Consider the following 25,958-nt stretch of genomic DNA (forward strand, 5'->3'; position numbering starts at 1 on the left):
TCGATGCGGGGGTGGAGGCGCCGTGGCGGGCGGGTCATTTCCAGAGCGCGCACTTGGTTTCGGCCTTGGTCGTGAAGACTTGCTCGCCAGGCAGCTTGGCAATCACCTTCAGGTAGTCCCAGGGCTTCTTCGACTCGGCGGGCGACTTGGCCTCGACCAGGTACATCTCGTGGATGAAGCTGCCGTCGGCGCGGATCTGGCCCTTGCCGTAGAAGTCGTCGATCTTCATGCTCTTGAGCTGCGCCATCACCTTGTCCGAATCGGTGGTCTTGGCCGCGGCCACGGCCTTCAGGTAGGTCGTCGTTGCCGAGTAGTCGGCAGCCTGGATGTCGGTGGGCATGCGCTTGGTCTTCTCGAAGAAGCGCGCGGCGAACTTGCGCGTGTCGTCGTTCAGGTCCCAGTACCAGCTGGTGGTGTGCAGCAAGCCCTCGGTGTTCTTCAGGCCCAGGCTGTGGATGTCGCTCAGGAACACCAGCAGGCCGGCCGTCTTCATCGTCTTGTTGATGCCGAACTCCTTCGACGCCTTCACGGCGTTGATGAAGTCGCCGCCGGCGTTGGCCAGGCCGAGGATCTGCGCCTTGGAGTTCTGCGCCTGCAGCAGGAAGGACGAGAAGTCCGAGGCGTTGAGCGGATGCCGCACGGTGCCGACGACCGTGCCGCCCTTGGCCTTGACCACCGTCGAGGTGTCGGCCTCCAGCGCATGGCCGAAGGCGTAGTCGGCGGTGAGGAAGAACCAGCTCTTGCCGCCCTTGTCGACCACCGCGCTGCCCGTGCCCTTGGCCAGCGCCACGGTGTCGTAGGCGTAGTGCACCGTGTAGGGGCTGCACTGCTCGTTGGTCAGCGCCGAGGTGCCCGCGCCGTTGTTGAAGTAGACGCGCTTCTTCTCCTGAGCCACCTTGGCAGTGGCCAGCGCGGTGCCGGAGTTGGTCCCGCCGAAGACCATCGTCACGCCGGCGGTGTCGATCCACTCGCGCGCCTTCGAGGCCGCCACGTCGGCCTTGTTCTGGTGGTCGGCCGTGAGCAGCTCGATGGGCTGTCCGAGGGCCTTGCCGCCGAAGTCGTCGATCGCCATCTGGATGGCGGTGATGCCGCCCTTGCCTTCCAGGTCGGCATAGAGGCTGGACAAGTCGGTGACGAAGCCGATCTTGACCTTCTCCTGGGCGTACACCGCCGTACCCCCCAGAAGCAGTGATGCAGTTGCCAGGCCGATTGCACTCAATCTTGTTTTCATTGGTTTGTCTCCGTACTGTTGTCGTGAAGAAAAGCGGAAGCTCACACGCCGAGCAGCTCGTTGAGCACCGGCATCTTGGCGTCGAGCTCCGACGCGCCGAAGGTCTCGACGATGCGCCCGTGCTCCATCACGTAGAAGCGATCGGCCAGCGGCGCGGCGAAGCGGAAGTTCTGTTCAACCATGACGACCGTGTAGCCCTTGCTGCGCAGCATGTGGATCATCCGCGCCAGCGCCTGCACGATGACCGGTGCCAGCCCTTCGGAGATCTCGTCGAGCAGCAGCAGCTTGGCGCCGGTGCGCAGGATGCGCGCGACCGCCAGCATCTGTTGTTCGCCGCCCGACAGCCGGGTGCCCTGGCTGTTGCGGCGCTCGGCCAGGTTGGGAAACATGGCGTAGATCTCGTCCACCGACATGCCCTTGTCGGGGCCCTTGAGTGCGGGCGGCAGCATCAGGTTTTCTTCGGCTGACAAGCTCGCAAAAATGCCGCGTTCTTCGGGGCAGTAACCGATGCCGAGGTGCGCGATGCGGTGCGTCGCCATGCCGACGGTTTCGGTGCCGTGCACCTTGATGCTGCCCTTGCGGCTGCCGGTGAGGCCGAGCACCGCCCGCATCGTGGTGGTGCGCCCTGCCCCGTTTCGGCCCAGCAGCGTGACGACTTCGCCCGGCTGCACGACCATGTCGACGCCATGCAGCACGTGCGACTCGCCGTACCAGGCGTGCAAGTCTTTGATTTCGAGTGCGGGGACGGCCATCAATGTGCTCCCTGCAGTTGCCCGTCGGTGGTGCCCATGTAGGCCTCCATGACCAGCGGGTTGTTCGACACCTGCTCGTACGGCCCCTCGGCCAGCACCGCACCGCGTTGCAGCACCGTGATGGTGTCGGCGATGGTCGACACCACGCTCATGTTGTGTTCGACCATGAGGATGGTGCGCCCGACCGAAACGCGCTTGATGAGTTCGGCCACGCGGTGCACGTCTTCGTGGCCCATGCCCTGCGTGGGCTCGTCCAGCAGCATCAGCTCGGGCTCCATCGCGAGCGTGGTCGCGATCTCGAGCGCGCGCTTGCGGCCGTAGGGCAGATTCACCGTGAGTTCGTCGGCGAGGTCTTCGAGCCCGACCTCGGCCAGCAGCGTGCGTGCACGCGCATCGAGTGGCCTGAGCGACTTCTCGCTCTTCCAGAAGTGGTAGGAGGTGCCGAGCGCGCGCTGCAGCCCCAGGCGCACGTTCTGCAGCAACGTCAGATGCGGGAACACCGCCGAGATCTGGAACGAGCGGATGATGCCGCGCCGCGCGATCTGCGCCGGCCGCTCGCCGGTGATGTCGTGGCCGTTGAAGAGGATGGTGCCGGAGGTGGGCTCCAGGAACTTCGTCAGCAGGTTGAAGCAGGTCGTCTTCCCGGCGCCATTGGGGCCGATGAGCGCGTGGATCGACCCGCGCACCACATTGAGGTCGACCTTGCTGACCGCGGTGAAGCCCTTGAATTCCTTGGTGAGCTGGCGCGTCTCGAGAATGATGTCGCTCATCTCGCGCAAGCGCCCGGGGGCGGAAAAGAAAGGTCGTTCATGCAGTGCGTCTGTTCACGCCCACCATGAGCGCGACCGCATTGTTGGCGACCCCCTCCCCCGTGCCTACTGGGGCAAATGCCTATGCTGCACTGCAACCTGAGCGCGTTGAGGCGTTCCGCCGGTCAGCGCAGCGTCAGCGTCGAACGCAGGCGCCTCAGTGCGCACCGGCCGCCGCGTCGGAGCTGGCGCCACCCATCTGCGGGCGCGCAAGCCAGACCAGCGGGATCAGGAAAATGAACAGCACCGCCGATGCGTAGAACACGTCATTGGACGCCAGCATGAAGGCCTGCTGGTCGACCAGCCGGTTGAGCTGCCCGAGCACCTGGTCGGCGCTGAAGCCGCTGCTGCTCAGATTTCCGATGGTCGCCATCGCCGTCGCGTTGCCGGGGTTGATCGATTCGGCCAGCTGCGCGTGGTGCACGGTCGCGCGGTTGTCCCACACGGTCGTCACCACCGACGTACCGATGGCGCCGGCAGTGATGCGCAGGAAGTTCGACAGGCCCGAAGCCGCCGGGATGCGATCCGGCGTGAGACCGGAGAGCGTGAGCGTGACCAACGGAATGAAGAAGAAGGCCATCGCCACGCCCTGCACGATCGTCGGCACCATGATGGTGCCCATGTCGGCCTGCGTGTTGAAGTTCGAGCGCATCCAGAGCACCAGCGCGAACACCAGGAAGGAGAAGGTCGCGTAGCGGCGCGGGTCGACCTTCGCCACCGTCATGCCCACGAGCGGCGACAGCACGATGGCGAACGCACCGACCGGCGCCAGCACCATGCCCGCCTGCGTGGCGGTGTAGCCCATGTACTGCTGCAGCCACAGCGGCAGCAGCACCAGGTTGCCGAAGAAGACGCCGTAGGCCACCGCGGTGGCGACCGCTCCGGTCCAGAAGTTGCGGCGCTTGAAGAGCGACAGGTCGACCACCGGATGCTCTTCGGTCAGCTCCCAGATGATGAAGAAAGCGAAACCCACGACAGCCACCACCGCCATCGCGACGATCTCCGGCGAATGGAACCAGTCGAGTTCCTTGCCCTTGTCGAGCATCAGCTGCATGGCGCCGACCCACAGCACCAGCAGCGTGAGGCCGATGGTGTCGATGGGCACGCTCTTGGTCTCGCTGTCGCGCTTGCGGTAGAGCGACCAGATGATGCTCGCCGCCAGGATGCCCACCGGAATGTTGATGTAGAAGATCCACGGCCACGAGACGTTGTCGGTGATCCAGCCGCCCAGCAACGGGCCCATCACCGGCGCGACCAGCGTCGTCATGGCCCACATCGCCATCGCCAGCCCGGCCATGGCACGCGGATAGCTCGCCAGCAGCAGCGTCTGCGACAGCGGAATCATCGGCCCCGCGACGAAGCCCTGCACGGCGCGGAACAGGATCAGTGTGGTCATGTTCGGTGCCAGCCCGCAGAGCCAGGAGCTGATCACGAACAGCAGGATGCTGAGCATGAAGAGGCGCACCTGGCCGAAGCGCTGCGTGAGCCAGCCGGTCAGCGGCACGGCGATCGCGTTGGCGACGGCGAAGCTGGTGATGACCCAGGTGCCCTGCGTCGGGCTGACCCCGAGGTCGCCGGAAATCGCGGGCAGCGACACGTTCGCGATCGAGGTATCGAGCACGTTCATGAAGGTCGCGGCAGACAGCGCGATCGTCCCGAGGATGCGCGCGGAGCCCTCCAGCGGCGGATGGGCGGCGGGTGCGGCGGTCGTGGCCATGGGGCGCGCCCGCTCAGCCGCGGGTCGTCTGACGCAGGGCCAGCTTGGCGCCACGCCCGTTCTGCGCCGCCGGATGCAGGTTCGGCGACGGTGACGCATCGCCCTGCGCCTGCGCCGGGCGGCCCAGGTTCGCGGCAATGATGCGAGCGACCTCGGCATCGGCCTCGGTATCGGCGGCGGCATAGACCTGCGTCTGTGCGAAGGCGGTGCTGCGCGGCGCGTCGGCCAGGGCCTTGCCGCCCTTGTCGGTCACGTCGACTTCGGCGTCCATCGACAGGCCGACGCGCAGCGGGTTGGCCTTGAGCTGCTCGGCGTCGAGCGCGATGCGCACCGGCACGCGCTGCACCACCTTGATCCAGTTGCCGGTCGCGTTCTGCGCCGGCAGCAACGCGAAGGCCGCCCCGGTGCCCACGCCGAGGCCCGCCACCTTGCCCTCGTAGCTCACCTTCTTGCCGTAGAGATCGGCCGTGAGCTTCACCGGCTGGCCGATGCGGATGTTGCGCAGCTGCACCTCCTTGAAGTTGGCGTCGACCCACAGCTGGTTGAGCGGCACGATGGACATCATCGGCGTGCCCGCAGCGACCCGCTGGCCGAGTTGCACGGTGCGCTTGGCGACATAACCGTCGACCGGCGCCGGCATCGACACGCGCTGCACCGCCAGCCACGACTCGCGCACCTTGGCGGCAGCCGCCAGCACGCTCGGGTGCCGTTCGACGCTGGTGCCTTCGGTGAGCGACTGGTTGCTGACCAGTTGCTCGCGCGCGGCGGTCACGCCGGCCTGGGCCGCGGCCAGCGCGCTCTTGGCGTTGGCCAGCGTGGTTTCGGAATGGTTGAGTTCTTCCTTCGACACCGCGCCGTTGCCGGTGAGGGCCTGGCGGCGCTTGAGGTCGTCCTGCGCGCGTGCGATGTCGCTCTGCGCCTTCGCGATGTCGGCCTGCTTGAGCGCGACCTGCGCGGCGAGCGAGCCGTTGTTGACGTAGAGCGTGCGCACCTGGCGCACCGCCTGGCCCAGTGCGGCTTCGGACTGCGCGAGCGCCACCTTGGCATCGGCCGGGTCGAGCTGCACCAGCGGCTGGCCGGACTTCACGAAGTCGGTGTCGTCGGCCATGATGGCCATGACGGTGCCGGCGATCTGCGGCGTGATCTGGATCACATTGCCCTGCACGTAAGCGTTGTCGGTGTCCTCGTAATGGCTGGCCACCAGCCATTCGTAGACGCCCCAGCCCCCGCCGACGACGATCACCGCGGCCGCCAGTGCGGTCAGTGCGCGGCGGCGCTTTGGATTGCCGGCCTTGGCCGCCGACGGGGCGGGGGCGGGAGCGGCGACTGCGTTGTTGTTGTCCATGTTCAGTGTCCTTCCAATTCGGGCGAGATGTTCTTCAGGGGTGCGCGGCGGCGGCTCGGGTGCGGTCGGCGGCCACGGCCATGCCGTTGCTGTCGCCGCTCACGGCGACGGGCGGCTGCCAGCCACCGCCCAGCGCGCGTGCCAGGCCGACCTGCGCCTCGAGCGCGCGCGCCGCGAGGTCGACGGCCTGGCGGCGCTGTGCCAGCACGGTGGATTCGGCGGTCAGCACATTGAGGTAGTTGCCGAGGCCGGCGCGATAGCGCTGCACCGCGATCTCGTAGGCGCCTTCGGCGGCGGTCTGCGCTTCGCGCTGCTGTGCCTGCTGGCGCGCCACCGACTGTGCGCTGCTGACCTGGTCGGCGGCATCGCGCACCGCGTCGATCACGCTGGCGTTGTAGCTTTCGATGGCGGCATCGAGGTCGGCCGCCTTGCCGCGCAGGTTGGCGCGCAGCCGTCCGCCTTCGAAGATCGGCAGCCGGATGGCGGGGCCGACGCCCCACTGGGCGCTGTCGGATTTCAGCAGGTTGTCGAACCCCAGGCTCTGCACGCCGACGAAGGCTGTCAGGTTGACGTTGGGATAGAACAAGGTCTTGGCACCGGCCACGTCGCCCGTGGCGGCCTCGACGCGCCAGCGCGCGGCGGCGATGTCGGCGCGACGGCCCAGCAGGTCGGCCGGGAGGTTTGGCTGCAACGCCACATCGCGCAGCGACGCGAGGCTGGGCGCGCTCAAGCTCTGGGTTGCGTCGGGGCGCGCCACCAGCGCGTCGAGCGCGTGCTGCGCGACGGCGATCTGTTCGCTCAGAGCTTCGATCTGCTGGCGCGCCTCGGGCAGGCCGCCCTCGCTCTGACGCAGCTCGAGGCGCGTGTCGAGGCCCGCGGACACGCGGTCGCGCACCAGCTGCAGCGTTTCGTCGCGCTGGGCCAGCGTGCGCCTGGCCACCGTCAACTGATCATTCAGCCGGGCCCATTGGATGTAGCCGCGCGCCACATTGCTGGCCAGCAGAATGCGCGCCGCATCCACCTCGGCCGCCGCGGCGTTCGAACTGCCCAGGGCGCTGTCGAGCGCTGCGCGGTTCTTGCCGAAGAAGTCGATCTCCCAGCTGCCGTTGAGCTGCAGGGTGCCCATGCTCTGCACCGATCCGCCCAGCGGCGCGGGGTAGATGTAGTTGCTGCTGAACTTCTGGCGTGTGGCGTCCAGCGCACCGTTGAGTTGTGGGCGGTCGGCCGCTTCCGCGGTGGCGATCGCCGCCTGGGCCCGCACCAGGCGCGCCCGCGCCACGGCGATGTTCGGGTTGCCGGCCAGTGCCTCGTCGATCAACGCATCGAGCTGCGCGTCGCCGAAGCCGAGCCACCAGCGGCGGTCGACCTCGCTCGCGCCGGTGCTGAACGAGGCGGCCTTCAGACCGAGCGATCCGGCGTCGCGCAGCTTGGCCTGCGATGCGATGCCGGACATGTCGGCGCAACCGGCGAGCAGCACCAGAATGGCCGAGGCGACCGGGAGCGCAGCGCCCCGACGGAACATGGAAAGGGGACGGATCATTTCTTTTCTCCACGGGCCGCCAGGGCCTGTGCGTTGTCGAGGATGCGGCGCAAATAGCTCTTGAGCTGCTCCCACTCGGCGGCGCTGAAGCCGGCGAGATGCTCGTTCTGCACCTTGCTCAGGATCGTGGGGACCTGCTGCGCGGCCGCGCGCCCCTTGTCGGTCAGCTCGATGTTGACGACGCGCCGGTCGGCCACCGAACGCACGCGACGGCACAGGCCCTTGGCTTCCAGGCGGTCGAGCAACCGCGTCATGGCACCGGCGTCGAGCAGGCATTCGCGCGCCAGTTCGGCCACGGTGGTGGCGGTGCCCATGTGCAGCTTGTGCAGCGGAATCCACTGCGGGTAGGTCGGGCCGCCGGGCTCGGGCATCTGGGAGTCGACCGCCTGTGCCACCGCCGTCATGATGCGCCGCATCAGGTAGCCGACGCTTTCCTCCGCGCGGTAGGTTTGCGCCGAATAGAACTGCGGCACATCGAGCGGCGTGCGCTCGTCGCCGTGGGTGGGCGTAGGTTCGTTCATGGGTCGGCCATATTATTTGCTTAGGCAATTACTGTCAAGGCGACCTTTGCAAGGGCAACCGGTCAGTAGAATCGCCGCATGGCTGCCCCCCTCTCTCGCACCCCGGCAAAAGGCTCGCCCAAGTCCCTGTCCGGCCTCCTTCCCTTTCTTCGCCCCTACCGCTGGCAAATCGCCCTCGCGGGGGTGTTTCTGGTGGCGGCGGCGGTCGCCACCCTGATCTTTCCGCTTGCGCTGCGCAGCCTGATCGACGGCGGGCTGGTCACGGCCGACCGCGGGGCCCAGACCATGGCGCTGCGGGACCACTTCTTCGCGCTGTTTGGCGTGGCGGTGGCGCTGGGGCTGTTCTCGGCCGCGCGCTTCTACACCGTCAGCTGGCTGGGCGAACGCATCACCGCCAACCTGCGCAATGCGGTTTACGCCCATGTGCTGCGGCAAAGCCCGCTCTTCTTCGAGACCACGCAGACCGGCGAGGTGCTGTCGCGCCTGACGGCCGACACCACGCTCGTGCAGACCGTCGTCGGCTCCTCGCTGAGCATGGGCCTGCGCAACGCGGTGATGGGCCTCGGTGCGCTGACGATGCTGGTGTGGACCAATCCGTACGTGATGGGCCAGGTGCTCGGCGCTCTGGTGCTGGTGGTGCTGCCGAGCATGTGGTTCGGCCGGCGCGTGCGCAAGCTCTCGCGTGCCAGCCAGGACCGGGTGGCCGATTCGAGCGCCATCGCCGCCGAGGTGCTCAATGCCATCCCGGTGGTGCAGAGCTACACCGCCGAAGCGCGCGAAGCCGCCCGCTTCGACGCCTCGACCGACAGCGCTTTCCGCGTCGCCGTACGGCGTGCCAAGGCCCGCTCGGTGCTGGTGGCGTTCATCATCATCGCCACCTCGGCCGCCTTGCTGTGGGGGCTGTACCAGGGCACGCAGGCGGTGCTGCAGGGCAGCATCAGCGCCGGACACCTGGGGCAGACCGTGGTGTACGTGATCATCCTGGCCGGGGCGGCGGCGGTGCTGGGCGAGGTCTACGGTGATCTGCTGCGCGCCGCCGGGGCCACCGAGCGGCTGATGGAACTGCTGCACGCCCGCTCCGCCATCGCGTCGCCGGGGCAACCGGTCGCCGCCCCGGTGCCGCCGGCCGGCAGCCGCGTCGGCTTCGACGCCCTGACATTCCACTACCCCTCGCGACCGCTCACGCCCGCGCTGCGCGACTTCAGCCTGCAGGTGGCGCCGGGCGAAACGGTGGCGCTGGTGGGTGCCAGCGGCGCCGGCAAGAGCACGGTCTTCCAACTGCTGCTGCGCTACTACGATCCGCAGACCGGCCGCATCGCGCTGGACGGTGCACCGCTCGACGCACTGACGCTGGACGACCTGCGCGGCCGCATCGGCCTGGTGCCGCAGGACGCGGTGATCTTCTCGGCCAGTGCCTTCGAGAACATCCGCTATGGCCGCCCCGAAGCCAGTCCGGACGAGGTGTACGCCGCCGCCCGCGCCGCCTTCGCCGACGACTTCCTCAAGGCGCTGCCCGAGGGCTACGACACCTTCCTCGGCGAGCGCGGCGTGCGGCTGTCGGGCGGCCAGCGCCAGCGCATCGCGATCGCGCGAGCCATCCTGAAGAACCCACCGCTGCTGCTGCTCGACGAGGCCACCAGCGCGCTCGACGCCGAGAGCGAACGGATGGTGCAGGCGGCGCTGGAGTCCGCCATGACGGGCCGCACGACACTGGTGATCGCGCACCGGTTGGCGACCGTGCAGAAAGCCGACCGCATCGTCGTACTGGACCACGGCGCCATCGTCGAACAGGGGACGCACGCGTCGCTGGTGGCGCAAGGCGGCGCCTACGCGCGCCTGGCGGCGCTGCAGTTCGTGGCCTGACGCCCTGCCCGTGCGCCGGTTGCCTTCGCGGCATTCGCCTCGGCGGACTACTGCAGGGTTTCTTTCAGCGCCGCAGGCATCGGGAGCGGCAGCACCGGCACGCCCTCCTCGATGAGTGCCACCGCTTCCTCGCGCGTGGCCTGGCCGCGGATGCCGCGCTCGGCGGTCTCGCCGTAGTGCATGCGGCGTGCCTCGTCAGCGAAGCGATCGCCGACGTCCTCGGTCTTGGCGATGACGTCGCGCATGGCACGCATCCAGCGCGCCTGGGGTGAATCGGCCGCAGCCGCCGCCGCAACGGGCGCGGCAACCGACTCGGGCGCTCTGGCGCCGCTGAGGTTCAGGCGCGGCGCGGACAGGCGCTTGACGATGGCGGTGTCGGCGCACACCGGGCATTCGACCAGCCCGGCCGCCAATTGCTCGTCGAAGGCGTCGTTCGAGGCGAACCAGCCCTCGAAGCCGTGGCCATGCGTGCATTGGAGATCGAGGACCTTCATGGCCCCGATTATCAGCCGCGGTCGGCCGCCGGCACAGCCTGCCAGTCGAGTGTCCATGTGCCGGCCAGGACGTTCTGCAGCCACATGACACAGCTGTGGGTCTTTGCATCGGTCACCCGGCCGTCGCGGCAGCCGTCGAACAGTTCCTGGGGCGTGGCGGTGAACACGTCGACGAACTCGCCGTGGTCGAGGTTGCGCTCGCCCAGGGTGAGCCCGCGCGCAAAGTAGATGTGGATGATCTCGGTCGAGTAGCCGACCGCGAGATGCATCAGGCCCGCATAGGCCCACTCGCGCGCGGTGTAGCCGGTTTCTTCCAGCAGTTCGCGCTGGCCGCAGACCAGCGGGTCTTCACCGGCGTCGAGTTTGCCGGCAGGGAATTCCGTCATGACCAGCCCCACCGGATAGCGGTACTGACGCTCGAGCACGAGGCGGCCGTCGTCCAGCAAAGGCACCACCACCACCGCGCCGGGATGGAGCACGTACTCGCGGGTGGCCGTCTGGCCGTCCGGCAGGCGCACGGTGTCGCGCTTGGCGTGCAGGAGCTTGCCCTCGAACAGCGACTCGCCGGAGATGCGCTCTTCCCTCAGATGCTTTTCGTCCATGGTTCAGTTCCGATGTTTGAGCAGATAGCGCCAGGTGAAGCCGGGGAACGCGAGCACGATGAAGAGCGCGCCGGTGATGGCGTAGAACTCCCAGCCTTGCGGCGCGATCTGCCCGAGCCGGCGTTCGAACAGCAGCCCGATGCCCCCGACGATGAAATAGAGCAGGACGAGTTCGGCCAGGCGAAGTGCCAGCGACTTCCCTGCCCCACGCGTGCCGGGGGTGCCGACCGGCACCAGCCCGAGGATGCGCTCGTTCATGAATGGCAGGTTGGCCGCCAGCACCGCCAGCAGCAGCACCAGCCAGACCGAGGCGCTCTGCGACACGCCGCGGTCAGTTCGCCAGGGTGGCGATGATTGCCTGCGCGCAGAGCGTCATCAGCCCGCCCGGCACGATGCCGAGGATCAGGATCAAGGCGCCATTGAACGTCAGCACCGCCCGCACGTCGGCCGGTGCGGAGACGGTGGTGGCCGTGACCGGGGCGTCGAAGTACATGACCTTCACGATGCGAAGGTAGTAGAACGCGCCGATCAGCGACATCACCACCGCGAACACGGCCAAGCCGATGTAGATGGCCTGCCCCGACGCGATCAGCGCCTGCAGCACGGCCAGCTTGGCGTAGAAGCCGACCAGCGGCGGCAGGCCGGCCAGCGAGAACATGGCAATCGCCATCACGCCGGCATACAGCGGGCTGCGCTGGTTGAGTCCGGCCAGGTCGGTGATCTCTTCGCTCTCGAAGCCCTCGCGCGCCAGCAGCAGGATGATGCCGAAGCTCGCCAGCGTGGTCAGCACGTAGGTCACGATGTAGAACATCGACGCGCTGTACGCGAACTGCGCGTTGTAGGTACTGCCGTTGACCACGCCCGCCACCAGGCCCAGCAGCATGAAGCCCATCTGCGAGATCGTCGAATAGGCCAGCATGCGCTTGAGGTTGGTCTGCGCAATGGCGGCCAGGTTGCCGACCAGGAGCGATGCGATGGCCAGCACCGCCAGCATCTGCTGCCAGTCGATGGCCAGCGGCAGCAGGCCTTCCACCAGCAGGCGGATGATGATGGCGAAGGCGGCCAGCTCCGGTGCGGCACCGATCAGCAGCGTGATCGCGGTCGGTGCGCCCTGGTAGACGTCGGGCACCCACATGTGGAAGGGCGCAGCGCCGACCTTGAAGGCCAGACCGGCGACCACGAAGACCAGGCCGAACACCAGCACCTGGTGGTTCACCTTGCGGCTGGCGATGGCCTTGAACACTTCGTTGATGTCGAGCGAACCGGTCGCGCCGTACATCATCGACAGGCCGTACAGCAGGAAGCCGCTGGCCATGGCGCCGAGCACGAAGTACTTCATGGCCGCCTCGCTGGCGGTCGCGTTGTCGCGGCGCAGCGCCACCAGGGCGTAGCTCGACAGCGTCAGCAGTTCCAGGCCAAGGTAGATCATCAGGAAGTTGCTGCCCGACATCATCACGAAGCCGCCCAGCAGCGAGAACATGCTGAGCGTGAACATCTCGCCGCCGCGCAGCATGCCGCGGTCGGCCGCATAGGGTCGGCCGTAGACCAGTGTCACCATCAGCGCCAGGGTCGAGAAGCACTTGAGCCAGTTGCCCATCGGGTCGCTCACCACCATGCCGCCGAAGCCGTAGATGGTCTTGCCGTTGGCGGCGTTGATGCCGGTAAGGACGGCGACCACGGCCAGCGTGAGCAGCGTCAGGATGTAGGTGCGGGTGCGGCGTGCACCGGTCGTCGACAGATCCACCAGCGCAATGATGCAGGTCATGACCAGCAGCACCACTTCGGGGTAGATCGCCATCCAGCTGAGTTTGTCAATCATCTCGTTCTCTTGTTCAGCGTGGACTCAGGGCAGCTTCGGCTTGGCGACATGCTGCAGCAGATTGCTCACGGAAGCATCCATCACGTCCGTGAAAGGCTTGGGCGCCAGGCCCATCCACAGCACCGCGATGGCCAGCAGCGACAGCATCAGGAATTCGCGGGCATTGATGTCCTTCAGTTCCTTGACGTGGTCGTTGCCGATCGGGCCCAGGTAGACGCGCTTGTACATCCACAGCGTGTAGGCGGCGCCGAAGATCAGCGCGGTGGCGGCTGCGAAGCCGATCCAGAAGTTGGCCTTGACGGCGCCGAGGATGACCATCCACTCGCCCACGAAGCCGGCGGTGCCCGGCAGGCCGCAGTTGGCCATGGCGAACAGTAGCGCGAAGGCGGCGAACTTGGGCATGGTGTTGACCACGCCGCCGTAGTCGGCGATCTGGCGCGAGTGCACGCGGTCGTACAGCACGCCGATGCCCAGGAACATGGCACCCGAGACGAAGCCGTGCGCGATCATCTGCACGATGCCGCCGGACACGCCGAGGTCGTTGAAGATGAAGAAGCCGAGCGTGACGAAGCCCATGTGGGCGACCGACGAGTACGCCACCAGCTTCTTCATGTCCTGCTGCACCAGCGCGACCAGGCCGACGTAGATCACGGCGATGAGCGACAGGCCGATCATCAGCCAGGCCCATTCGCGCGAGGCGTCGGGCGCGATCGGCATCGAGAAGCGCAGAAAGCCGTAGGCGCCCAGCTTCAGCATGATGGCGGCCAGCACGGCGGAGCCGCCGGTCGGCGCCTCGACGTGCACGTCGGGCAGCCAGGTGTGGAACGGGAACATCGGCACCTTCACCGCGAAGGCCGCGAAGAAGGCGAAGAACAGGAAGCTCTGCGCGCCGCTCGCCAGCGGCAGCGTATGCCAGGTCAGGATGTCGAAGCTGCCGCCCGACTTGTTGTACAGGTAGATCAGCGCGACCAGCATCAAGAGCGAGCCGAGCAGCGTGTACAGGAAGAACTTGAAGGCTGCGTAGATCTTGTTCGGGCCGCCCCAGATGCCGATGATGAGGTACATCGGGATCAGCGTGGCTTCGAAGAAGACGTAGAACAGGATGCCGTCGAGCGCCAAGAACACGCCGATCATCAGGCCCGACAGGATCAGGAACGCGCCGAAGTACTGGCTCACGCGCTCGGTGATCACCTCCCAGGCCGAGATCACGACGACCACGGTGATGAAGGCGGTCAGCAGCACCATCCACAGCGACAGGCCGTCGACGCCGACGTGGTAGCTGACGTTGAAGCGCTGGATCCAGCTGAACTTCTCGACGAACTGCATCGCAGCGGTGCCGAGCTGGAAGCGCGTGTACAGCGGGATCGTGACCAGGAAGCTCACGATGGAGCCGACCAGCGCGATCCAGCGGACCATATTGGCACGGTCGTCACGGCCGATGGCCAGGAGCAGGACGCCGAAGGCGATCGGCACCCAGATGGCAAGGCTCAACAAACCCATTTTTCTTTTTCTCCAGCGCGCACGCTTACTTGTTGAACCAGACGAAGTACGTCATGAGCACGAAGATGCCCAGCAACATCGCGAATGCGTAGTGGTAGATGTAGCCCGACTGCATCCAGCGAACCACGCCCGAGATGCGACCGATCAGCTTCCAGGAGCCGTTCACCACGGCGCCGTCGATCAGCGCCTGGTCGCCGCCCTTCCAGAAGGCGGTGCCGAGCGCACGGGCGCCGCGCGCCATGATGTTCTCGTTGATCCAGTCGAGGTAGTACTTGTTCTCCAGCAGGCGATAGACCGGGCCGAAGGCGCGCTTGATCGCCGCCGGCAGCGCCGGGTTGACCATGTACATGTAGTACGACAGCGCCACGCCGGCCAACGCGAGCCAGAACGGTGCCGTGGTCAGGCCGTGGATCGCCATCGCCAGCGGGCCGTGGAAGGCTTCCTTCATCTCCTCCATCGCCGGATGCTTCTCCAGATTGAAGAAGATCGCGTCCTTGAAGAAGTCGCCGTAGAGCATCGGCTGGATCGTCATGAAGCCGATCACCACCGACGGAATCGCCAGCAGCACCAGCGGCAGCCAGACGACCCAGGGCGACTCGTGCGGCTTGTGGGCGTCGTGGCCATGGCCATGATCGTCGTGCGCATGGTGCTCATCGTGGTGCGCGTCCGGATTCTGGTCGTAGCGCTCCTTGCCGTGGAACACCAGGAAGTACATGCGGAACGAATAGAAGGCCGTGACGAACACCCCCGCCAGCACCGCGAAGTTCGCAAAGCCGGCGCCCCACAGATGGCTCTCGTGCACCGCTTCGATGATGCTGTCCTTCGAGTAGAAGCCCGAGAACAGCGGCGTTCCGATCAGCGCCAGCGAGCCCAGCAGCGAGGTGATCCAGGTGATCGGCATGTACTTGCGCACGCCGCCCATCCAGCGGATGTCCTGGTTGTGGTGCATGCCGATGATCACCGAACCGGCACCGAGAAACAGCAGCGCCTTGAAGAAGGCGTGCGTCATCAGGTGGAACACCGCGACCGAGTAGGCCGACGCGCCCAGCGCCACCGTCATGTAGCCCAGTTGCGACAGCGTCGAATACGCGACCACGCGCTTGATGTCGTTCTGGATGATGCCCAGGAAGCCCATGAACAGCGCGGTGATCGAGCCGATCACGAGGATGAAGCTCAGGGCCGTGTCGCTCAGCTCGAACAGCGGCGACATGCGCGCCACCATGAAGATGCCGGCGGTCACCATGGTCGCCGCGTGGATCAGCGCCGAGATGGGGGTCGGGCCTTCCATCGAGTCGGGCAGCCACACGTGCAGCGGGAACTGCGCGCTCTTGCCCATCGCGCCGATGAACAGGCAGATGCAGATCACGGTGACCAGCATCCACTCGGTGCCCGGGAAGCTCAGCTTGGCCAGGTCGTCGGCCTTGGCGAAGGCTTCGCCGTAGTTCAGCGTGCCGGCGTAGGCCGCGATCAGGCCGATGCCAAGGATGAAGCCGAAGTCACCCACACGGTTGACCAGGAAGGCCTTCATGTTCGCGAAGATCGCGGTCGGCTTGTTGAACCAGAAACCAATCAGCAGGTACGACACCAGGCCCACCGCCTCCCAGCCGAAGAACAGCTGGAGCATGTTGTTGCTCATGACGAGCATCAACATCGAGAAGGTGAACAGCGAGATGTACGAGAAGAAGCGGTTGTAGCCCTCGTCTTCTTCCATGTAGCCGATGGTGTAGATGTGGACCATCAGCGACACGAAGGTCACGACGCACATCATCATGGCGGTGAGGCCGTCGACCAGGAAGCCGACTTCCATCTTCAGGCCGCCGACGACCATCCATTCGTACAGCGTCGCGTTGAAGCGCGCGCCGTCGACGACCACGCTCTTGAGCGTCATGGCCGAAATCAGGAAGGCCACCAGCACGCCCAGGATGGTCAGCGAATGCGTGACCTTGCGGCCGATGTGGTTGCCGCCGAACTGCGTGCCGAACAGGCCGGCCAGCACGGCGCCGACCAGCGGTGCCATCGGAACCGCCAGCAGCGTGGATGCGGAAAGAGTTGCGCTCATGAGAAAGCCTTATCCCTTGAGCGTGTTGAGCTCGTCGACATTGATGCTCGACTTGTTGCGGAACAGCAGTACCAGCAGGGCCAGGCCGATGGCCGACTCGGCCGCGGCGACCGTCAGGATGAAGAACACGAAGATCTGACCGTGCATATCGCCCAGGTAGTGCGAGAAGGCCACGAAGTTCATGTTGACCGCCAGCAGCATCAGTTCGATGCACATCAGCAGCACGATCAGATTCTTGCGGTTCAGGAAGATGCCGATGACCGACATGGCGAACAGCATCGCACCGAGCGACAGGTAATGAGGGAGCGTGAGAGTCATGCCTTCTTCTCCGGTGCGGCAGCGGCGGCGGGTGCCGGCTCGGCCGGCGGCGGGGGCGGCGCCGGACGGGTGACGTCGACCTTCACGACCTGCATCCGGTCGCGTGCCTTCACATGGATCTGGTCGCCCACGTCGATGAACTTGGTGTCCTTGCGATGGCGCAGCGTGAGCGCGATTGCCGCGATCATGGCCACCACCAGGATGACGGCCGCGATCTGCACCGGGTACAGGTACTCGGTGTAAAGCAGGATGCCCAGCGCCTTCGTGTTGGAGCCCCCATGCGTCATCGCCGCCTGCGCCGCAGCCGGAAACTGGCGGAAGCCGCCCATCAGCACATAGGCCATTTCGAGCGCGATCACCACGCCGACCAGCGCAGCCAGCGGGAAGTGCTTCCAGAAGCCCTGCCGCAGGTTGTCGACATTCAGGTCGAGCATCATCACGACGAAGAGGAAAAGCACCATCACCGCGCCCAGGTAGACAAGCACCAGCACGATGGCCAGGAACTCGGCCTGCAGCAGCAGCCACACGGCCGATGCCTGCGAAAACGCGAGCATCAGGTAGAGCACGGCGTGCACGGGGTTGCGCGCCGTGATGACTCGGAAGGCCGCGAACAGCAGCACCAGCGAGAACAGATAGAAGAAGCCAGTCTTGACGTCCATGGAGTTTTTCTTTGCGGGCGTCTGCCGTTAACGGTATTTCGCGTCGGCCGCCTTGTTGGCGGCGATCTCGGGTTCGTAGCGGTCGCCCACGGCCAGGAGCATTTCCTTGGTGAAGTACAGGTCGCCCCGCTTCTCGCCGTGGTACTCGAGGATGTGCGTCTCGACGATCGAATCGACCGGGCAGCTTTCTTCGCAGAAGCCGCAGAAGATGCATTTGGTCAGGTCGATGTCGTAGCGCGTGGTGCGGCGCGAGCCGTCGTCACGCACGTCGGATTCGATGGTGATCGCCACCGCGGGGCACACGGCCTCGCACAGCTTGCAGGCAATGCAGCGCTCTTCGCCGTTTTCGTAGCGGCGCAGGGCGTGCAGGCCGCGGAAGCGCGGCGACAGCGGGGTTTTCTCTTCCGGGAACTGGACCGTGATCTTGCGGCGGAACGCGTAGCGTCCCGTCAGGACCATGCCCTTGAGGAGTTCCGTGAGCATGAAGCTCTTGAGGAAATCCTTCACCGAGAAGGTAGAAGCAGCAACAGCTGAAGACATCGTGGGTTCTCCGCCTAGTTCCAGATGTTCCAGGGCGTCTGCATCCAGCCCCCGACCACCAGCAGCCACACCAGGGTGACAGGAATGAAGATCTTCCAGCCCAGACGCATGATCTGGTCATAGCGGAAGCGCGGGAAGGTGCCGCGGATCCAGATGAAGAGCGTGAGCACGAAGAAGGTCTTCAGGCCCAGCCAGATCCAGCCCGGGATGAAATCGAGGAAGCCGATCGGCGACAGCCAGCCGCCGAGGAACATCAGTGCAGCCAGGATCGACACGAGCCACATGCTGGCGTACTCGGCCAGGAAGAAGATCGCGAAGCCCATGCCCGAGTACTCGACCATGTGGCCGGCCACGATTTCGGCTTCGCCTTCGACCACGTCGAAGGGGTGGCGGTTGGTCTCGGCCACGCCGGAGATCACGTAGACCACGAAGATCGGCAGCAGCGGCAGCCAGTTCCAGGACAGGAAGCCCAGCCCCATGTTGACGCCCATGCCCTTGCCCTGCGAAGCCACCACGTCGCCCAGGTGCAGGCTGCCCGTCACCATGATGACGACGACCAGGCAGAAGCCCATGGCGATTTCGTAGCTCACCATCTGGGCCGACGCGCGCAGCGCCCCCAGGAAGGCGTACTTCGAGTTCGAGGCCCAGCCGGCGATGATCACGCCGTACACCTCGATCGAGGTGATCGCCATGATCAGCAGCAGGCCGGCGTTGACGTTCGCGAGGATCGCTTCGGGGCCGAAGGGGATCGCGACCCAGGCGGCGAGCGCCGGCATGATGGCCATGATCGGGCCGAGGCGGAACAGCCCCGGGCTGGCCGCGGTCGGGTTGATCAGTTCCTTGGTCAGCAGCTTCAGCGCGTCGGCAATGGGCTGCAGCAGGCCGAAGGGGCCCACGCGGTTGGGGCCGTGGCGGACCTGGATCCAGCCCAGGAACTTGCGCTCCCACAGCGTTGCATAGGCCACGGCGCCGAGCAGCGGCAGCAGTACGCAGAGGATCTTGATCAGCGCCCAGAGCACCGGCCAGCCGCCGGCGGTCCACCAGTGCGCGCCGATGAGGCCCTGGCCGAAACCGTAGATGGAATCGATCATGCCGTCACCTCGTCGAGCACCGGATGCGGGCCAGGCCACACACCCGTGGCCGCATGGGCCGCACCGCGCGCGTCGGCCGTGAGTTGCAGCGATGTGGCGCGGCGCGTGAGGCCATCCAGCTGATAGATCGACGCTGTGACCGGCGCCTCAGCATCGGTCGCCGCCTTCGACAGGTCGACGCCCGCGGGTGCGGCGTTGACCAGCCGGTCGGCGGCGATGTGCGTCGCGCCTGCATCGGCACCACGCACCGACGCCAGCACGTCCTGGGCCGTTTCGAAATCGAAGTTCGGCAGGCCGAGCATGTTGCCCAGCACGCGCAGCACCTTCCACGCCGGGCGGGCTTCACCGCGTGGCTTGACCACGGCGTGGAAGCTCTGGATGCGGCCTTCGGCATTGACGAAGGTGCCGGGCGTTTCGCTGAACGGTGCGATCGGCAGCAGCACGTCGCTGATGGCCAGGTTGGCCTTGAAGGGGCTCAGGGTCACGACCATCTGGGCATGCTCGAGGCCGGCGGCCGCACGGGCGCCGGCGGCCGAGTCGAATTCGGGTTCGTTGTTGAGCAGCAGCACGGCCTTCAGGCCGCCCGACAGCATCTGGCCGGCGTTCAAACCCTTCGCGCCGGGCAGCGCGTTCGCCCACTGGGCGCCGACCGTGTTGGCGGCTTCGGTGAGGTAGCCGACGCTGGCGCCGGTCTGCTCGCCGATCCACTGCGCAATCGCCAGCAGGCGCGATGCGTCCGCGTGGTGTGCTGCGGCATTGCCGAGCAGGATCGCCTTGCGTTCGCCGCCCAGCAGCGACTGCGCGAAGGCCTTGGCCTCATCGCCGGCGTTACCTTGAGCGGGCGCCGAAACACCCTTCTCTGCCCCGATGGCGGTCGCGATGTCGGCCAGGGACTGCACCCAGCCGTTCGCAGCCACGGTGGCCACACTCGCCAATGACATGGCCCATGCGTCGCGCGAGGCCAGTTCGTTCGACGAGGCGATCACGCTCACCGCAGCGCCCTTGCGGGCCGCCTGACGGATGCGCTGCGCGAACAGCGGATGGTCCTTGCGCAGGTTCGAGCCCACGACCAGCACGCGCTGCAGGTTCGACAGCGACGCGATCGAGGTGCCGAGCCAGCGGATGCCGCCCGCCGGGGTGAAGTCGGCATTGCGCAGCCGGTAGTCGACGTTCTCGCTGCCCAGGCCGCGCACCAAGGCGCCGGCCAGGGCCAGTTCTTCGACCGTGCTGTGCGGGCTGACCAGCGCACCGATGGCGGAAGCGCCATGGTCGGTCTTGATCTGACGCAGGCCATTGGCCACGTATTCGAGCGCGGTCTGCCAGTCGACGGCCTGCCATTGCCCGCCTTGCTTCAGCATGGGCTGAGTCAGGCGCTCGTCGCTGTTGAGCGCTTCGTACGAGAAGCGGTCGCGGTCGGCGATCCAGCATTCGTTGACGTCTTCGTTCTCGAGCGGAACGACGCGCATCACCTGGTGATTCTTGACCTGGACGATGAGGTTGGCACCGGTCGAGTCGTGCGGGCTCACCGACTTGCGGCGCGACAGCTCCCAGGTGCGGGCGCTGTAGCGGAAGGGCTTGCTGGTGAGCGCGCCGACCGGACACAGGTCGATCATGTTGCCCGACAGCTCGGAGTCGACCGTCTCGCCCATCACGGTCGTGATTTCCGAATGCTCGCCGCGGTGGATCATGCCGAGCTCCATCACGCCGGCCACTTCCTGGCCGAAGCGGACGCAGCGCGTGCAATGGATGCAGCGGCTCATCTCTTCCATGCTGATCAGCGGGCCGACGTCCTTGTGGAAGACGACGCGCTTCTCTTCTTCGTAGCGCGAGGAGGAGCCGCCGTAGCCCACGGCCAGGTCTTGCAGCTGGCATTCGCCGCCCTGGTCGCAGATCGGGCAGTCGAGGGGGTGATTGATGAGCAGGAACTCCATCACCGACTGCTGGGCCTTGATGGCCTTTTCGCTCTTGGTGCGGACAATCATGCCCTGGGTCACGGGCGTGGCGCAGGCCGGCATCGGCTTGGGCGCCTTCTCCACGTCGACGAGGCACATGCGGCAGTTCGCCGCGATGCTGAGTTTCTTGTGATAGCAGAAGTGCGGGATGTACGTGCCCGCCTTGTCGGCGGCATGCATGATCATGCTGCCTTCGACGATGTCGACCTTCTTGCCGTCCAGTTCGATTTCAACCATATGTGTGTTCCCGTCCCAATCAGGCCTGGGCAGGCGCTTTGGGAACGTAGCCCGGAATCAACGCCTCGAACTCGTGGCGGAAATGCTTGATCATGGCGCGCACCGGCATCGCTGCCGCGTCGCCGAGCGCACAGATCGTGCGGCCCTGGATGTTGTCGGCCACCGAATTCAGCAGGTCCATGTCGGTGGGCTTGCCGTGGCCATTGTGGATGCGGTCCACCACGCGCCAGAGCCAACCCGTGCCTTCGCGGCACGGCGTGCATTGGCCGCAGGATTCGTGCATGTAGAAGTACGAGAGGCGCTTGAGCGACTCGACCATCGAGCGGCTGTCGTCCATGACGATGACCGCACCCGAGCCCAGCATCGAGCCGGCCTTGGCAATGGAGTCGTAGTCCATCGTGCAGGCCATCATGATGTCGGCCGGCAACACCGGCGACGACGATCCACCCGGGATCACCGCCTTGAGCTGACGGCCCTTGCGCACGCCGCCGGCGAGTTCGAGCAGCTTGGAGAACGGCGTGCCCATCGGCACTTCGTAGTTGCCAGGGAGCTCGACGTCACCGCTCACCGAGTAGATCTTGGTGCCGCCGTTGTTCGGCTTGCCGCACTCGAGATACGCCTGGCCGCCGTTGCGGATGATCCAGGGCACCGCTGCGAAGGTCTCGGTGTTGTTGATGGTCGTCGGCTTGCCGTACAGGCCGAAGCTCGCCGGAAACGGCGGCTTGAAGCGCGGCTGGCCCTTCTTGCCTTCGAGCGATTCGAGCAGTGCCGTTTCCTCGCCGCAGATGTAGGCACCGAAGCCGTGGGCCGCATGCAACTGGAAGTTGTACGTGCTGCCCATGATGGCGTCGCCGAGGTAGCCGGCCGCCCTCGCCTCTTCGAGTGCTTCCTCGAAGCGCTCGTAGGACTGGAAGATCTCGCCGTGGATGTAGTTGTAGCCGACGCTGATGCCCATCGCGTACGCCGCGATGGCCATGCCTTCGATCACGATGTGCGGGTTGAACTGCAGGATGTCGCGGTCTTTGCAGGTGCCCGGCTCGCCTTCGTCCGAATTGCAGACGAGGTACTTCTGGCCCGGGAACTGGCGGGGCATGAAGCTCCACTTCAGGCCGGTCGGAAAGCCCGCGCCGCCACGGCCGCGCAGGCCGGAGGCCTTCACTTCGGCGATCACTTGGTCGGGCGTCAGGCCCTCGGTCAGAATCTTGCGCAGCGCCTGGTAGCCACCGCGTGCTTCGTAGTCGGCCAGGCGCCAGTTGGTGCCGTCGAGGCCGGCGTAGATCTGCGCGCCGAGGTGGCGATCGTGGAAGCAGGTCTGGACACCGGTGGCCTGGAACTGCGAGAGGACCTGTTCGGGCGTCATGCGGCATCTCCCTTCGACGAAGCGCGCAGGCCGTCGATGAGCTGGTCGAGCTTCTCGTTGCTCATGAAGCTGCACATGGTGCGGTCGTTGACCAGCATCACCGGCGAATCAGCGCAGGCACCGAGGCATTCGCTCTGCTGCAGCGTGAACAGGCCGTCGGACGTGGTGCCACCCATGGTGACACCGAGCTTCTTCTCCAGGTGCGTCAGCGCCGTGACGCCGTCGCGCAACTGGCACGGCAGATTCGTGCAGACGTTGAGCTTGAAGCGGCCGGTCGGCTGCTGGTTGTACATGTTGTAGAAAGTCGTGACCTCGTGCACCGCGATCGGTGGCATGCCGAGGAAATCGGCGACGACCTTCTCGCTCTCGAGGCTCACGTAGCCCTGTTCCCGCTGCACGATCGACAGGCAGGCCATGACGGCCGACTGCGCCTGGTCGGCGGGGTACTTGGCCACTTCGCGGGCGAAGCGTTCGAGGGCGGCGGCCGACAGCGGCTTCGCAGCCGCGGGGATGCTGGGGTTGCTCATCGATCGATTTCTCCGAACACGATGTCCAGGGTGCCGATCACGGCCACGGTGTCCGCGATCATGTGGCCGCGCGTCATCTCGTCGAGCGCGGCAAGGTGCGCGAATCCGGGCGGACGGATCTTCAGCCGGTACGGTTTGTTGGCGCCGTCACTCACCAGGTAGATGCCGAACTCGCCCTTCGGGTGCTCGACGGCGGCATAGGCCTCGCCTTCGGGCACGTGGAAGCCTTCGGAGAAGAGCTTGAAGTGGTGAATCAGCTCTTCCATGTTGCCCTTCATCGACTCACGGGCCGGCGCAGCGACCTTGTGGTTGTCGGTGATGACGGGGCCGGGGTTCACGCGCAGCCAGTCGACGCACTGCTTGATGATCCGGTTGGACTGCACCATTTCTTCCATGCGGACCAGGTAGCGGTCGTAGCAGTCGCCGGTCTTGCCGACCGGAATATCGAAATCCATGCGGTCGTACACATCGTACGGCTGCTTCTTGCGCAGGTCCCAGGCGATGCCGGAGCCGCGCAGCATCGGGCCGGTCAGGCCCAGGTTCAGGGCGCGCTCCGGCGTCATCACGCCGATGCCGACCGTCCGCTGCTTCCAGATGCGGTTGTCGGTCAGCAGCGTGTGGTACTCCTCCATGTGCTTCACGAAGCGCTTCGTGAAGTCGTCGATGAAGTCGAGCATCGAACCCTGGCGGTTCTCGTTCATGCGCTCGAGGGCCTTGGCGTTCTTGATCTTGCTGATCTTGTACTGCGGCATCGCATCGGGCAGGTCGCGGTACACGCCGCCCGGCCGGAAGTACGCCGCGTGCATGCGCGCACCGGAAACCGCTTCGTAGATGTCGAACAGGTCTTCGCGCTCGCGGAAGGCGTAGATCAGGATGGTCGAGCTGCCGCAGTCGTTGCCGTGCGAGCCGAGCCACATCAGGTGGTTCAGCAGCCGGGTGATCTCGGCGAACATCACGCGGATGTACTGCGCGCGGATCGGCACATCGATGCCCATCAGCTTCTCGATCGCCAGGCAATAGGCGTGCTCGTTGGACATCATCGACACGTAGTCGAGGCGGTCCATGTAGGGCAGCGACTGGATGAAGGTCTTGTGCTCGGCGAGCTTCTCGGTCGCGCGATGCAGCAGCCCGATATGCGGGTCGGCGCGCTGGACGACTTCGCCGTCCAGTTCGAGCACCAGGCGCAGCACACCGTGCGCGGCTGGGTGCTGGGGTCCGAAATTGAGCGTGTAGTTTTTGATTTCAGCCATGATCGATCACCGGGGGCCGGGGGCCCTCAGTGCAGGCCTCCGTAGTTGTCTTCGCGGATCACGCGCGGCGTGACTTCACGGGGTTCGATCGTCACCGGCTGGTAGACCACGCGCTTGAGCTCCTCGTCGTAGCGCATCTCGACGTGGCCCGTCAGCGGGAAGTCTTTGCGGAACGGATGGCCGATGAAGCCGTAGTCGGTCAGGATGCGACGCAGATCCTCGTGGCCTTCGAAGACGATGCCGTAGAGGTCGAAGGCTTCGCGTTCGAACCAGTTGGCGGAAGCCCACAGGTGCATCACCGAGGGCAGCACCGGGAAGTCGTCGTCGGCGCAGAACGCCTTCACGCGCACGCGCTGGTTCAGGCTCACCGACAGCAGGTGCGAGACCGCGCAATAGCGCAGGCCTTCCCACTCGGTGTCGCGGTAGGCGGAGTAGTCCACGCCGCAGAGGTCCACCAGCTGCTCGAACTTGCAGCCGGGCGCGTCGCGCAACGTCTGCATGGCGGCCAGGTAGTCGGCTGCATTCACCACCAGCGTCACCTCGCCCAGAGCGACGGTGATGCTCTTCACCTTGTCGCCGAGGGTCGTGGCCAGGGTGTCCTTCAGGACATCGGGATCGATCGCGAAAACTGTCATGGCGGTCCCGGTCAGGCGCGGGCGATGGTGTTGGTGCGGCGCACCTTCTGCTGCAACTGGATGATCCCGTAGATCAAGGCTTCTGCCGTCGGCGGGCAGCCGGGCACATACACGTCGACGGGCACGATACGGTCGCAGCCGCGCACCACCGAATAGCTGTAGTGGTAATAGCCGCCGCCGTTGGCGCACGAGCCCATCGACAGCACCCAGCGCGGCTCGGCCATCTGGTCGTACACCTTGCGCAGCGCCGGCGCCATCTTGTTGCACAGCGTGCCAGCCACAATCATCAGATCGGACTGGCGCGGGCTGGCGCGAAACACCTCGGCACCGAATCGCCCGATGTCGTAACGGGCAGCGGCCGCATGCATCATCTCGACCGCGCAGCAGGCCAGACCGAAGGTCATGGGCCACAACGAGCCGGTCTTGGCCCAGTTCACCACCGAGTCGTACGAGGTGGTGACGAAGCCTTCTTTGAAAACGCCTTCAATGGCCATGGCTGTACCTTGTTGCCGAGTTCCGGCTATTCCCAGTCAAGCGCACCCTTTTTCCATTCGTAGGCGAAGCCCACGACGAGGATCGCCAGGAAGATCACGACCGCCCAGAAGCCCGCCGGACCGACTTCCTTGAGCGCGACAGCCCACGGGAAGAGGAAGGCGATTTCCAGATCGAACAGGATGAAGAGGATGGCCACCAGGTAATAGCGGACATCGAATTGCATGCGGGCGTTTTCGAAGGCTTCGAAACCGCACTCGTAGGGGGAGTTTTTGGCCGCATCAGGCCGGTTCGGGCCAAGGATGTAGCCCAGGATCTGAGGCGCGATGCCGACCCCGATGCCGACCAAGATGAACAACAGGACGGGCAGGTAGGAATCGAGGTTCATCGAGGGGTTCTATCACCGCTTGCCACCGACAGGAGCCACGACTGCATCGTTGCCCCTGCCAGTGAGATTTGGTGCGGTCGGCGAGACTCGAACTCGCACAGCTTTCGCCACTACCCCCTCAAGATAGCGTGTCTACCAATTTCACCACGACCGCGGTTTTTGACTGTCCGAATGGCATGAGGAACCCAAGAGGTTTTTGGCTTTCCGGACAGCTTTAGAGTTTACCCTGAAATACAGTTGTTTTCAGGCGCTGGTGC

25 protein-coding genes and 1 tRNA gene are annotated in these 25,958 nt (G+C 65.8%); 1 reads left to right on the forward strand and 25 read right to left on the reverse strand.

Annotated features, from left to right (window positions below):
• Positions 1-34: 34 nt before the first annotated feature.
• From ACSFBE_RS04920 to ACSFBE_RS04950, 7 genes are all read right to left on the reverse strand, one after another.
• A complete protein-coding gene (locus tag ACSFBE_RS04920) occupies positions 35-1,231 on the reverse strand; it encodes an ABC transporter substrate-binding protein (RefSeq protein WP_435489257.1) in 1,197 nt (398 codons plus the stop codon).
• A gap of 41 nt (positions 1,232-1,272) precedes the next feature.
• Positions 1,273-1,983 (reverse strand): ABC transporter ATP-binding protein, encoded by a 711-nt coding sequence (locus ACSFBE_RS04925; RefSeq protein ID WP_435489258.1) that lies wholly within the window; start codon positions 1,981-1,983, stop codon positions 1,273-1,275.
• Positions 1,983-2,753, reverse strand: coding sequence for an ABC transporter ATP-binding protein (locus tag ACSFBE_RS04930; protein WP_435489259.1), 771 nt, complete (start codon positions 2,751-2,753; stop codon positions 1,983-1,985). The genes ACSFBE_RS04925 and ACSFBE_RS04930 overlap by 1 nt, the downstream gene beginning before the upstream one ends.
• A 196-nt stretch (positions 2,754-2,949) precedes the next feature.
• The gene (locus tag ACSFBE_RS04935) at positions 2,950-4,509 is read right to left on the reverse strand and encodes a DHA2 family efflux MFS transporter permease subunit (protein WP_435489260.1); all 1,560 of its coding nucleotides are present in this window, start codon (positions 4,507-4,509) and stop codon (positions 2,950-2,952) included.
• 13 nt (positions 4,510-4,522) lie between these two features.
• Positions 4,523-5,854 (reverse strand): HlyD family secretion protein, encoded by a 1,332-nt coding sequence (locus ACSFBE_RS04940; RefSeq protein ID WP_435489261.1) that lies wholly within the window; start codon positions 5,852-5,854, stop codon positions 4,523-4,525.
• Between the two features lie 34 nt (positions 5,855-5,888).
• A complete protein-coding gene (locus ACSFBE_RS04945) occupies positions 5,889-7,394 on the reverse strand; it encodes an efflux transporter outer membrane subunit (RefSeq protein ID WP_435489262.1) in 1,506 nt (501 codons plus the stop codon).
• Positions 7,391-7,915 (reverse strand): MarR family winged helix-turn-helix transcriptional regulator, encoded by a 525-nt coding sequence (locus ACSFBE_RS04950; RefSeq protein WP_435489263.1) that lies wholly within the window; start codon positions 7,913-7,915, stop codon positions 7,391-7,393. The genes ACSFBE_RS04945 and ACSFBE_RS04950 overlap by 4 nt, the downstream gene beginning before the upstream one ends.
• Positions 7,916-7,993: 78 nt before the next feature.
• Here ACSFBE_RS04950 and ACSFBE_RS04955 point away from each other — a divergent pair, with 78 nt between their 5' ends.
• The gene (locus ACSFBE_RS04955; RefSeq protein ID WP_435489264.1) at positions 7,994-9,778 is read left to right on the forward strand and encodes an ABC transporter transmembrane domain-containing protein; all 1,785 of its coding nucleotides are present in this window, start codon (positions 7,994-7,996) and stop codon (positions 9,776-9,778) included.
• A 47-nt stretch (positions 9,779-9,825) separates the two neighbouring features.
• On the opposite strand, the gene ACSFBE_RS04960 is transcribed toward ACSFBE_RS04955, so the two are convergent.
• From ACSFBE_RS04960 to ACSFBE_RS05045, 18 genes are all read right to left on the reverse strand, one after another.
• Positions 9,826-10,272 (reverse strand): DUF1178 family protein, encoded by a 447-nt coding sequence (locus ACSFBE_RS04960; RefSeq protein ID WP_435489265.1) that lies wholly within the window; start codon positions 10,270-10,272, stop codon positions 9,826-9,828.
• Positions 10,273-10,283: 11 nt separating this feature from the next.
• Positions 10,284-10,874 (reverse strand): NUDIX domain-containing protein, encoded by a 591-nt coding sequence (locus tag ACSFBE_RS04965; RefSeq protein WP_435489266.1) that lies wholly within the window; start codon positions 10,872-10,874, stop codon positions 10,284-10,286.
• Between the two features lie 3 nt (positions 10,875-10,877).
• Positions 10,878-11,198, reverse strand: a complete 321-nt coding sequence (locus ACSFBE_RS04970; RefSeq protein ID WP_435489267.1) for a DUF2818 family protein — start codon at positions 11,196-11,198, stop codon at positions 10,878-10,880.
• Positions 11,199-11,205: 7 nt separating this feature from the next.
• A complete protein-coding gene (gene nuoN, locus ACSFBE_RS04975) occupies positions 11,206-12,693 on the reverse strand; it encodes an NADH-quinone oxidoreductase subunit NuoN (RefSeq protein WP_435489268.1) in 1,488 nt (495 codons plus the stop codon).
• A 24-nt stretch (positions 12,694-12,717) separates the two neighbouring features.
• Complete coding sequence (locus ACSFBE_RS04980) at positions 12,718-14,193, reverse strand: NADH-quinone oxidoreductase subunit M (RefSeq protein ID WP_435489269.1); 1,476 nt, start codon at positions 14,191-14,193, stop codon at positions 12,718-12,720.
• Positions 14,194-14,218: 25 nt separating this feature from the next.
• Positions 14,219-16,252, reverse strand: a complete 2,034-nt coding sequence (gene nuoL, locus ACSFBE_RS04985; RefSeq protein ID WP_435489270.1) for an NADH-quinone oxidoreductase subunit L — start codon at positions 16,250-16,252, stop codon at positions 14,219-14,221.
• Between the two features lie 9 nt (positions 16,253-16,261).
• A complete protein-coding gene (nuoK, locus tag ACSFBE_RS04990; RefSeq protein WP_435450707.1) occupies positions 16,262-16,570 on the reverse strand; it encodes an NADH-quinone oxidoreductase subunit NuoK in 309 nt (102 codons plus the stop codon).
• A complete protein-coding gene (locus tag ACSFBE_RS04995) occupies positions 16,567-17,229 on the reverse strand; it encodes an NADH-quinone oxidoreductase subunit J (RefSeq protein ID WP_435489271.1) in 663 nt (220 codons plus the stop codon). The genes nuoK and ACSFBE_RS04995 overlap by 4 nt, the downstream gene beginning before the upstream one ends.
• Before the next feature lie 27 nt (positions 17,230-17,256).
• Positions 17,257-17,769, reverse strand: a complete 513-nt coding sequence (gene nuoI / locus ACSFBE_RS05000; protein WP_435489272.1) for an NADH-quinone oxidoreductase subunit NuoI — start codon at positions 17,767-17,769, stop codon at positions 17,257-17,259.
• Positions 17,770-17,783: 14 nt separating this feature from the next.
• Positions 17,784-18,860 (reverse strand): NADH-quinone oxidoreductase subunit NuoH, encoded by a 1,077-nt coding sequence (nuoH, locus tag ACSFBE_RS05005; protein WP_435489273.1) that lies wholly within the window; start codon positions 18,858-18,860, stop codon positions 17,784-17,786.
• On the reverse strand, positions 18,857-21,049 hold the full coding sequence (nuoG, locus tag ACSFBE_RS05010; protein ID WP_435489274.1) for an NADH-quinone oxidoreductase subunit NuoG: 2,193 nt from the start codon (positions 21,047-21,049) through the stop codon (positions 18,857-18,859). Before nuoG ends, nuoH begins: the two co-directional genes overlap by 4 nt.
• Positions 21,050-21,068: 19 nt before the next feature.
• Positions 21,069-22,409 (reverse strand): NADH-quinone oxidoreductase subunit NuoF, encoded by a 1,341-nt coding sequence (nuoF, locus tag ACSFBE_RS05015; protein ID WP_435489275.1) that lies wholly within the window; start codon positions 22,407-22,409, stop codon positions 21,069-21,071.
• Positions 22,406-22,936, reverse strand: coding sequence for an NADH-quinone oxidoreductase subunit NuoE (gene nuoE, locus ACSFBE_RS05020; protein ID WP_435489276.1), 531 nt, complete (start codon positions 22,934-22,936; stop codon positions 22,406-22,408). Before nuoE ends, nuoF begins: the two co-directional genes overlap by 4 nt.
• Positions 22,933-24,186, reverse strand: coding sequence for an NADH-quinone oxidoreductase subunit D (locus ACSFBE_RS05025; protein WP_435489277.1), 1,254 nt, complete (start codon positions 24,184-24,186; stop codon positions 22,933-22,935). The genes nuoE and ACSFBE_RS05025 overlap by 4 nt, the downstream gene beginning before the upstream one ends.
• Before the next feature lie 26 nt (positions 24,187-24,212).
• The gene (locus ACSFBE_RS05030) at positions 24,213-24,821 is read right to left on the reverse strand and encodes an NADH-quinone oxidoreductase subunit C (RefSeq protein WP_435489278.1); all 609 of its coding nucleotides are present in this window, start codon (positions 24,819-24,821) and stop codon (positions 24,213-24,215) included.
• An 11-nt stretch (positions 24,822-24,832) separates the two neighbouring features.
• Positions 24,833-25,315, reverse strand: a complete 483-nt coding sequence (locus tag ACSFBE_RS05035) for a NuoB/complex I 20 kDa subunit family protein (RefSeq protein ID WP_140839331.1) — start codon at positions 25,313-25,315, stop codon at positions 24,833-24,835.
• A gap of 26 nt (positions 25,316-25,341) precedes the next feature.
• Positions 25,342-25,701: an NADH-quinone oxidoreductase subunit A gene (locus ACSFBE_RS05040; RefSeq protein ID WP_435489279.1), complete on the reverse strand. Its 360-nt coding sequence runs from the start codon at positions 25,699-25,701 to the stop codon at positions 25,342-25,344.
• 69 nt (positions 25,702-25,770) lie between these two features.
• Positions 25,771-25,855 (reverse strand) — tRNA-Leu (locus ACSFBE_RS05045).
• Positions 25,856-25,958 lie beyond the last annotated feature (103 nt).

Source organism: Variovorax sucrosi (assembly GCF_051216635.1).
GTDB lineage: Bacteria > Pseudomonadota > Gammaproteobacteria > Burkholderiales > Burkholderiaceae_C > Variovorax.

What these genes read in the sequence shown, in the direction of transcription:
- ACSFBE_RS04920 (WP_435489257.1), bottom strand. Translation starts at nt 1,231, where the DNA reads ATGAAAACAAGATTGAGTGCAATCGGCCTGGCAACTGCATCACTGCTT.
- ACSFBE_RS04925 (WP_435489258.1), bottom strand. Translation starts at nt 1,983, where the DNA reads ATGGCCGTCCCCGCACTCGAAATCAAAGACTTGCACGCCTGGTACGGC.
- ACSFBE_RS04930 (WP_435489259.1), bottom strand. Translation starts at nt 2,753, where the DNA reads ATGAGCGACATCATTCTCGAGACGCGCCAGCTCACCAAGGAATTCAAG.
- ACSFBE_RS04935 (WP_435489260.1), bottom strand. Translation starts at nt 4,509, where the DNA reads ATGGCCACGACCGCCGCACCCGCCGCCCATCCGCCGCTGGAGGGCTCC.
- ACSFBE_RS04940 (WP_435489261.1), bottom strand. Translation starts at nt 5,854, where the DNA reads ATGGACAACAACAACGCAGTCGCCGCTCCCGCCCCCGCCCCGTCGGCG.
- ACSFBE_RS04945 (WP_435489262.1), bottom strand. Translation starts at nt 7,394, where the DNA reads ATGATCCGTCCCCTTTCCATGTTCCGTCGGGGCGCTGCGCTCCCGGTC.
- ACSFBE_RS04950 (WP_435489263.1), bottom strand. Translation starts at nt 7,915, where the DNA reads ATGAACGAACCTACGCCCACCCACGGCGACGAGCGCACGCCGCTCGAT.
- ACSFBE_RS04955 (WP_435489264.1), top strand. Translation starts at nt 7,994, where the DNA reads ATGGCTGCCCCCCTCTCTCGCACCCCGGCAAAAGGCTCGCCCAAGTCC.
- ACSFBE_RS04960 (WP_435489265.1), bottom strand. Translation starts at nt 10,272, where the DNA reads ATGAAGGTCCTCGATCTCCAATGCACGCATGGCCACGGCTTCGAGGGC.
- ACSFBE_RS04965 (WP_435489266.1), bottom strand. Translation starts at nt 10,874, where the DNA reads ATGGACGAAAAGCATCTGAGGGAAGAGCGCATCTCCGGCGAGTCGCTG.
- nuoN (WP_435489268.1), bottom strand. Translation starts at nt 12,693, where the DNA reads ATGATTGACAAACTCAGCTGGATGGCGATCTACCCCGAAGTGGTGCTG.
- ACSFBE_RS04980 (WP_435489269.1), bottom strand. Translation starts at nt 14,193, where the DNA reads ATGGGTTTGTTGAGCCTTGCCATCTGGGTGCCGATCGCCTTCGGCGTC.
- nuoL (WP_435489270.1), bottom strand. Translation starts at nt 16,252, where the DNA reads ATGAGCGCAACTCTTTCCGCATCCACGCTGCTGGCGGTTCCGATGGCA.
- nuoK (WP_435450707.1), bottom strand. Translation starts at nt 16,570, where the DNA reads ATGACTCTCACGCTCCCTCATTACCTGTCGCTCGGTGCGATGCTGTTC.
- ACSFBE_RS04995 (WP_435489271.1), bottom strand. Translation starts at nt 17,229, where the DNA reads ATGGACGTCAAGACTGGCTTCTTCTATCTGTTCTCGCTGGTGCTGCTG.
- nuoI (WP_435489272.1), bottom strand. Translation starts at nt 17,769, where the DNA reads ATGTCTTCAGCTGTTGCTGCTTCTACCTTCTCGGTGAAGGATTTCCTC.
- nuoH (WP_435489273.1), bottom strand. Translation starts at nt 18,860, where the DNA reads ATGATCGATTCCATCTACGGTTTCGGCCAGGGCCTCATCGGCGCGCAC.
- nuoG (WP_435489274.1), bottom strand. Translation starts at nt 21,049, where the DNA reads ATGGTTGAAATCGAACTGGACGGCAAGAAGGTCGACATCGTCGAAGGC.
- nuoF (WP_435489275.1), bottom strand. Translation starts at nt 22,409, where the DNA reads ATGACGCCCGAACAGGTCCTCTCGCAGTTCCAGGCCACCGGTGTCCAG.
- nuoE (WP_435489276.1), bottom strand. Translation starts at nt 22,936, where the DNA reads ATGAGCAACCCCAGCATCCCCGCGGCTGCGAAGCCGCTGTCGGCCGCC.
- ACSFBE_RS05025 (WP_435489277.1), bottom strand. Translation starts at nt 24,186, where the DNA reads ATGGCTGAAATCAAAAACTACACGCTCAATTTCGGACCCCAGCACCCA.
- ACSFBE_RS05030 (WP_435489278.1), bottom strand. Translation starts at nt 24,821, where the DNA reads ATGACAGTTTTCGCGATCGATCCCGATGTCCTGAAGGACACCCTGGCC.
- ACSFBE_RS05035 (WP_140839331.1), bottom strand. Translation starts at nt 25,315, where the DNA reads ATGGCCATTGAAGGCGTTTTCAAAGAAGGCTTCGTCACCACCTCGTAC.
- ACSFBE_RS05040 (WP_435489279.1), bottom strand. Translation starts at nt 25,701, where the DNA reads ATGAACCTCGATTCCTACCTGCCCGTCCTGTTGTTCATCTTGGTCGGC.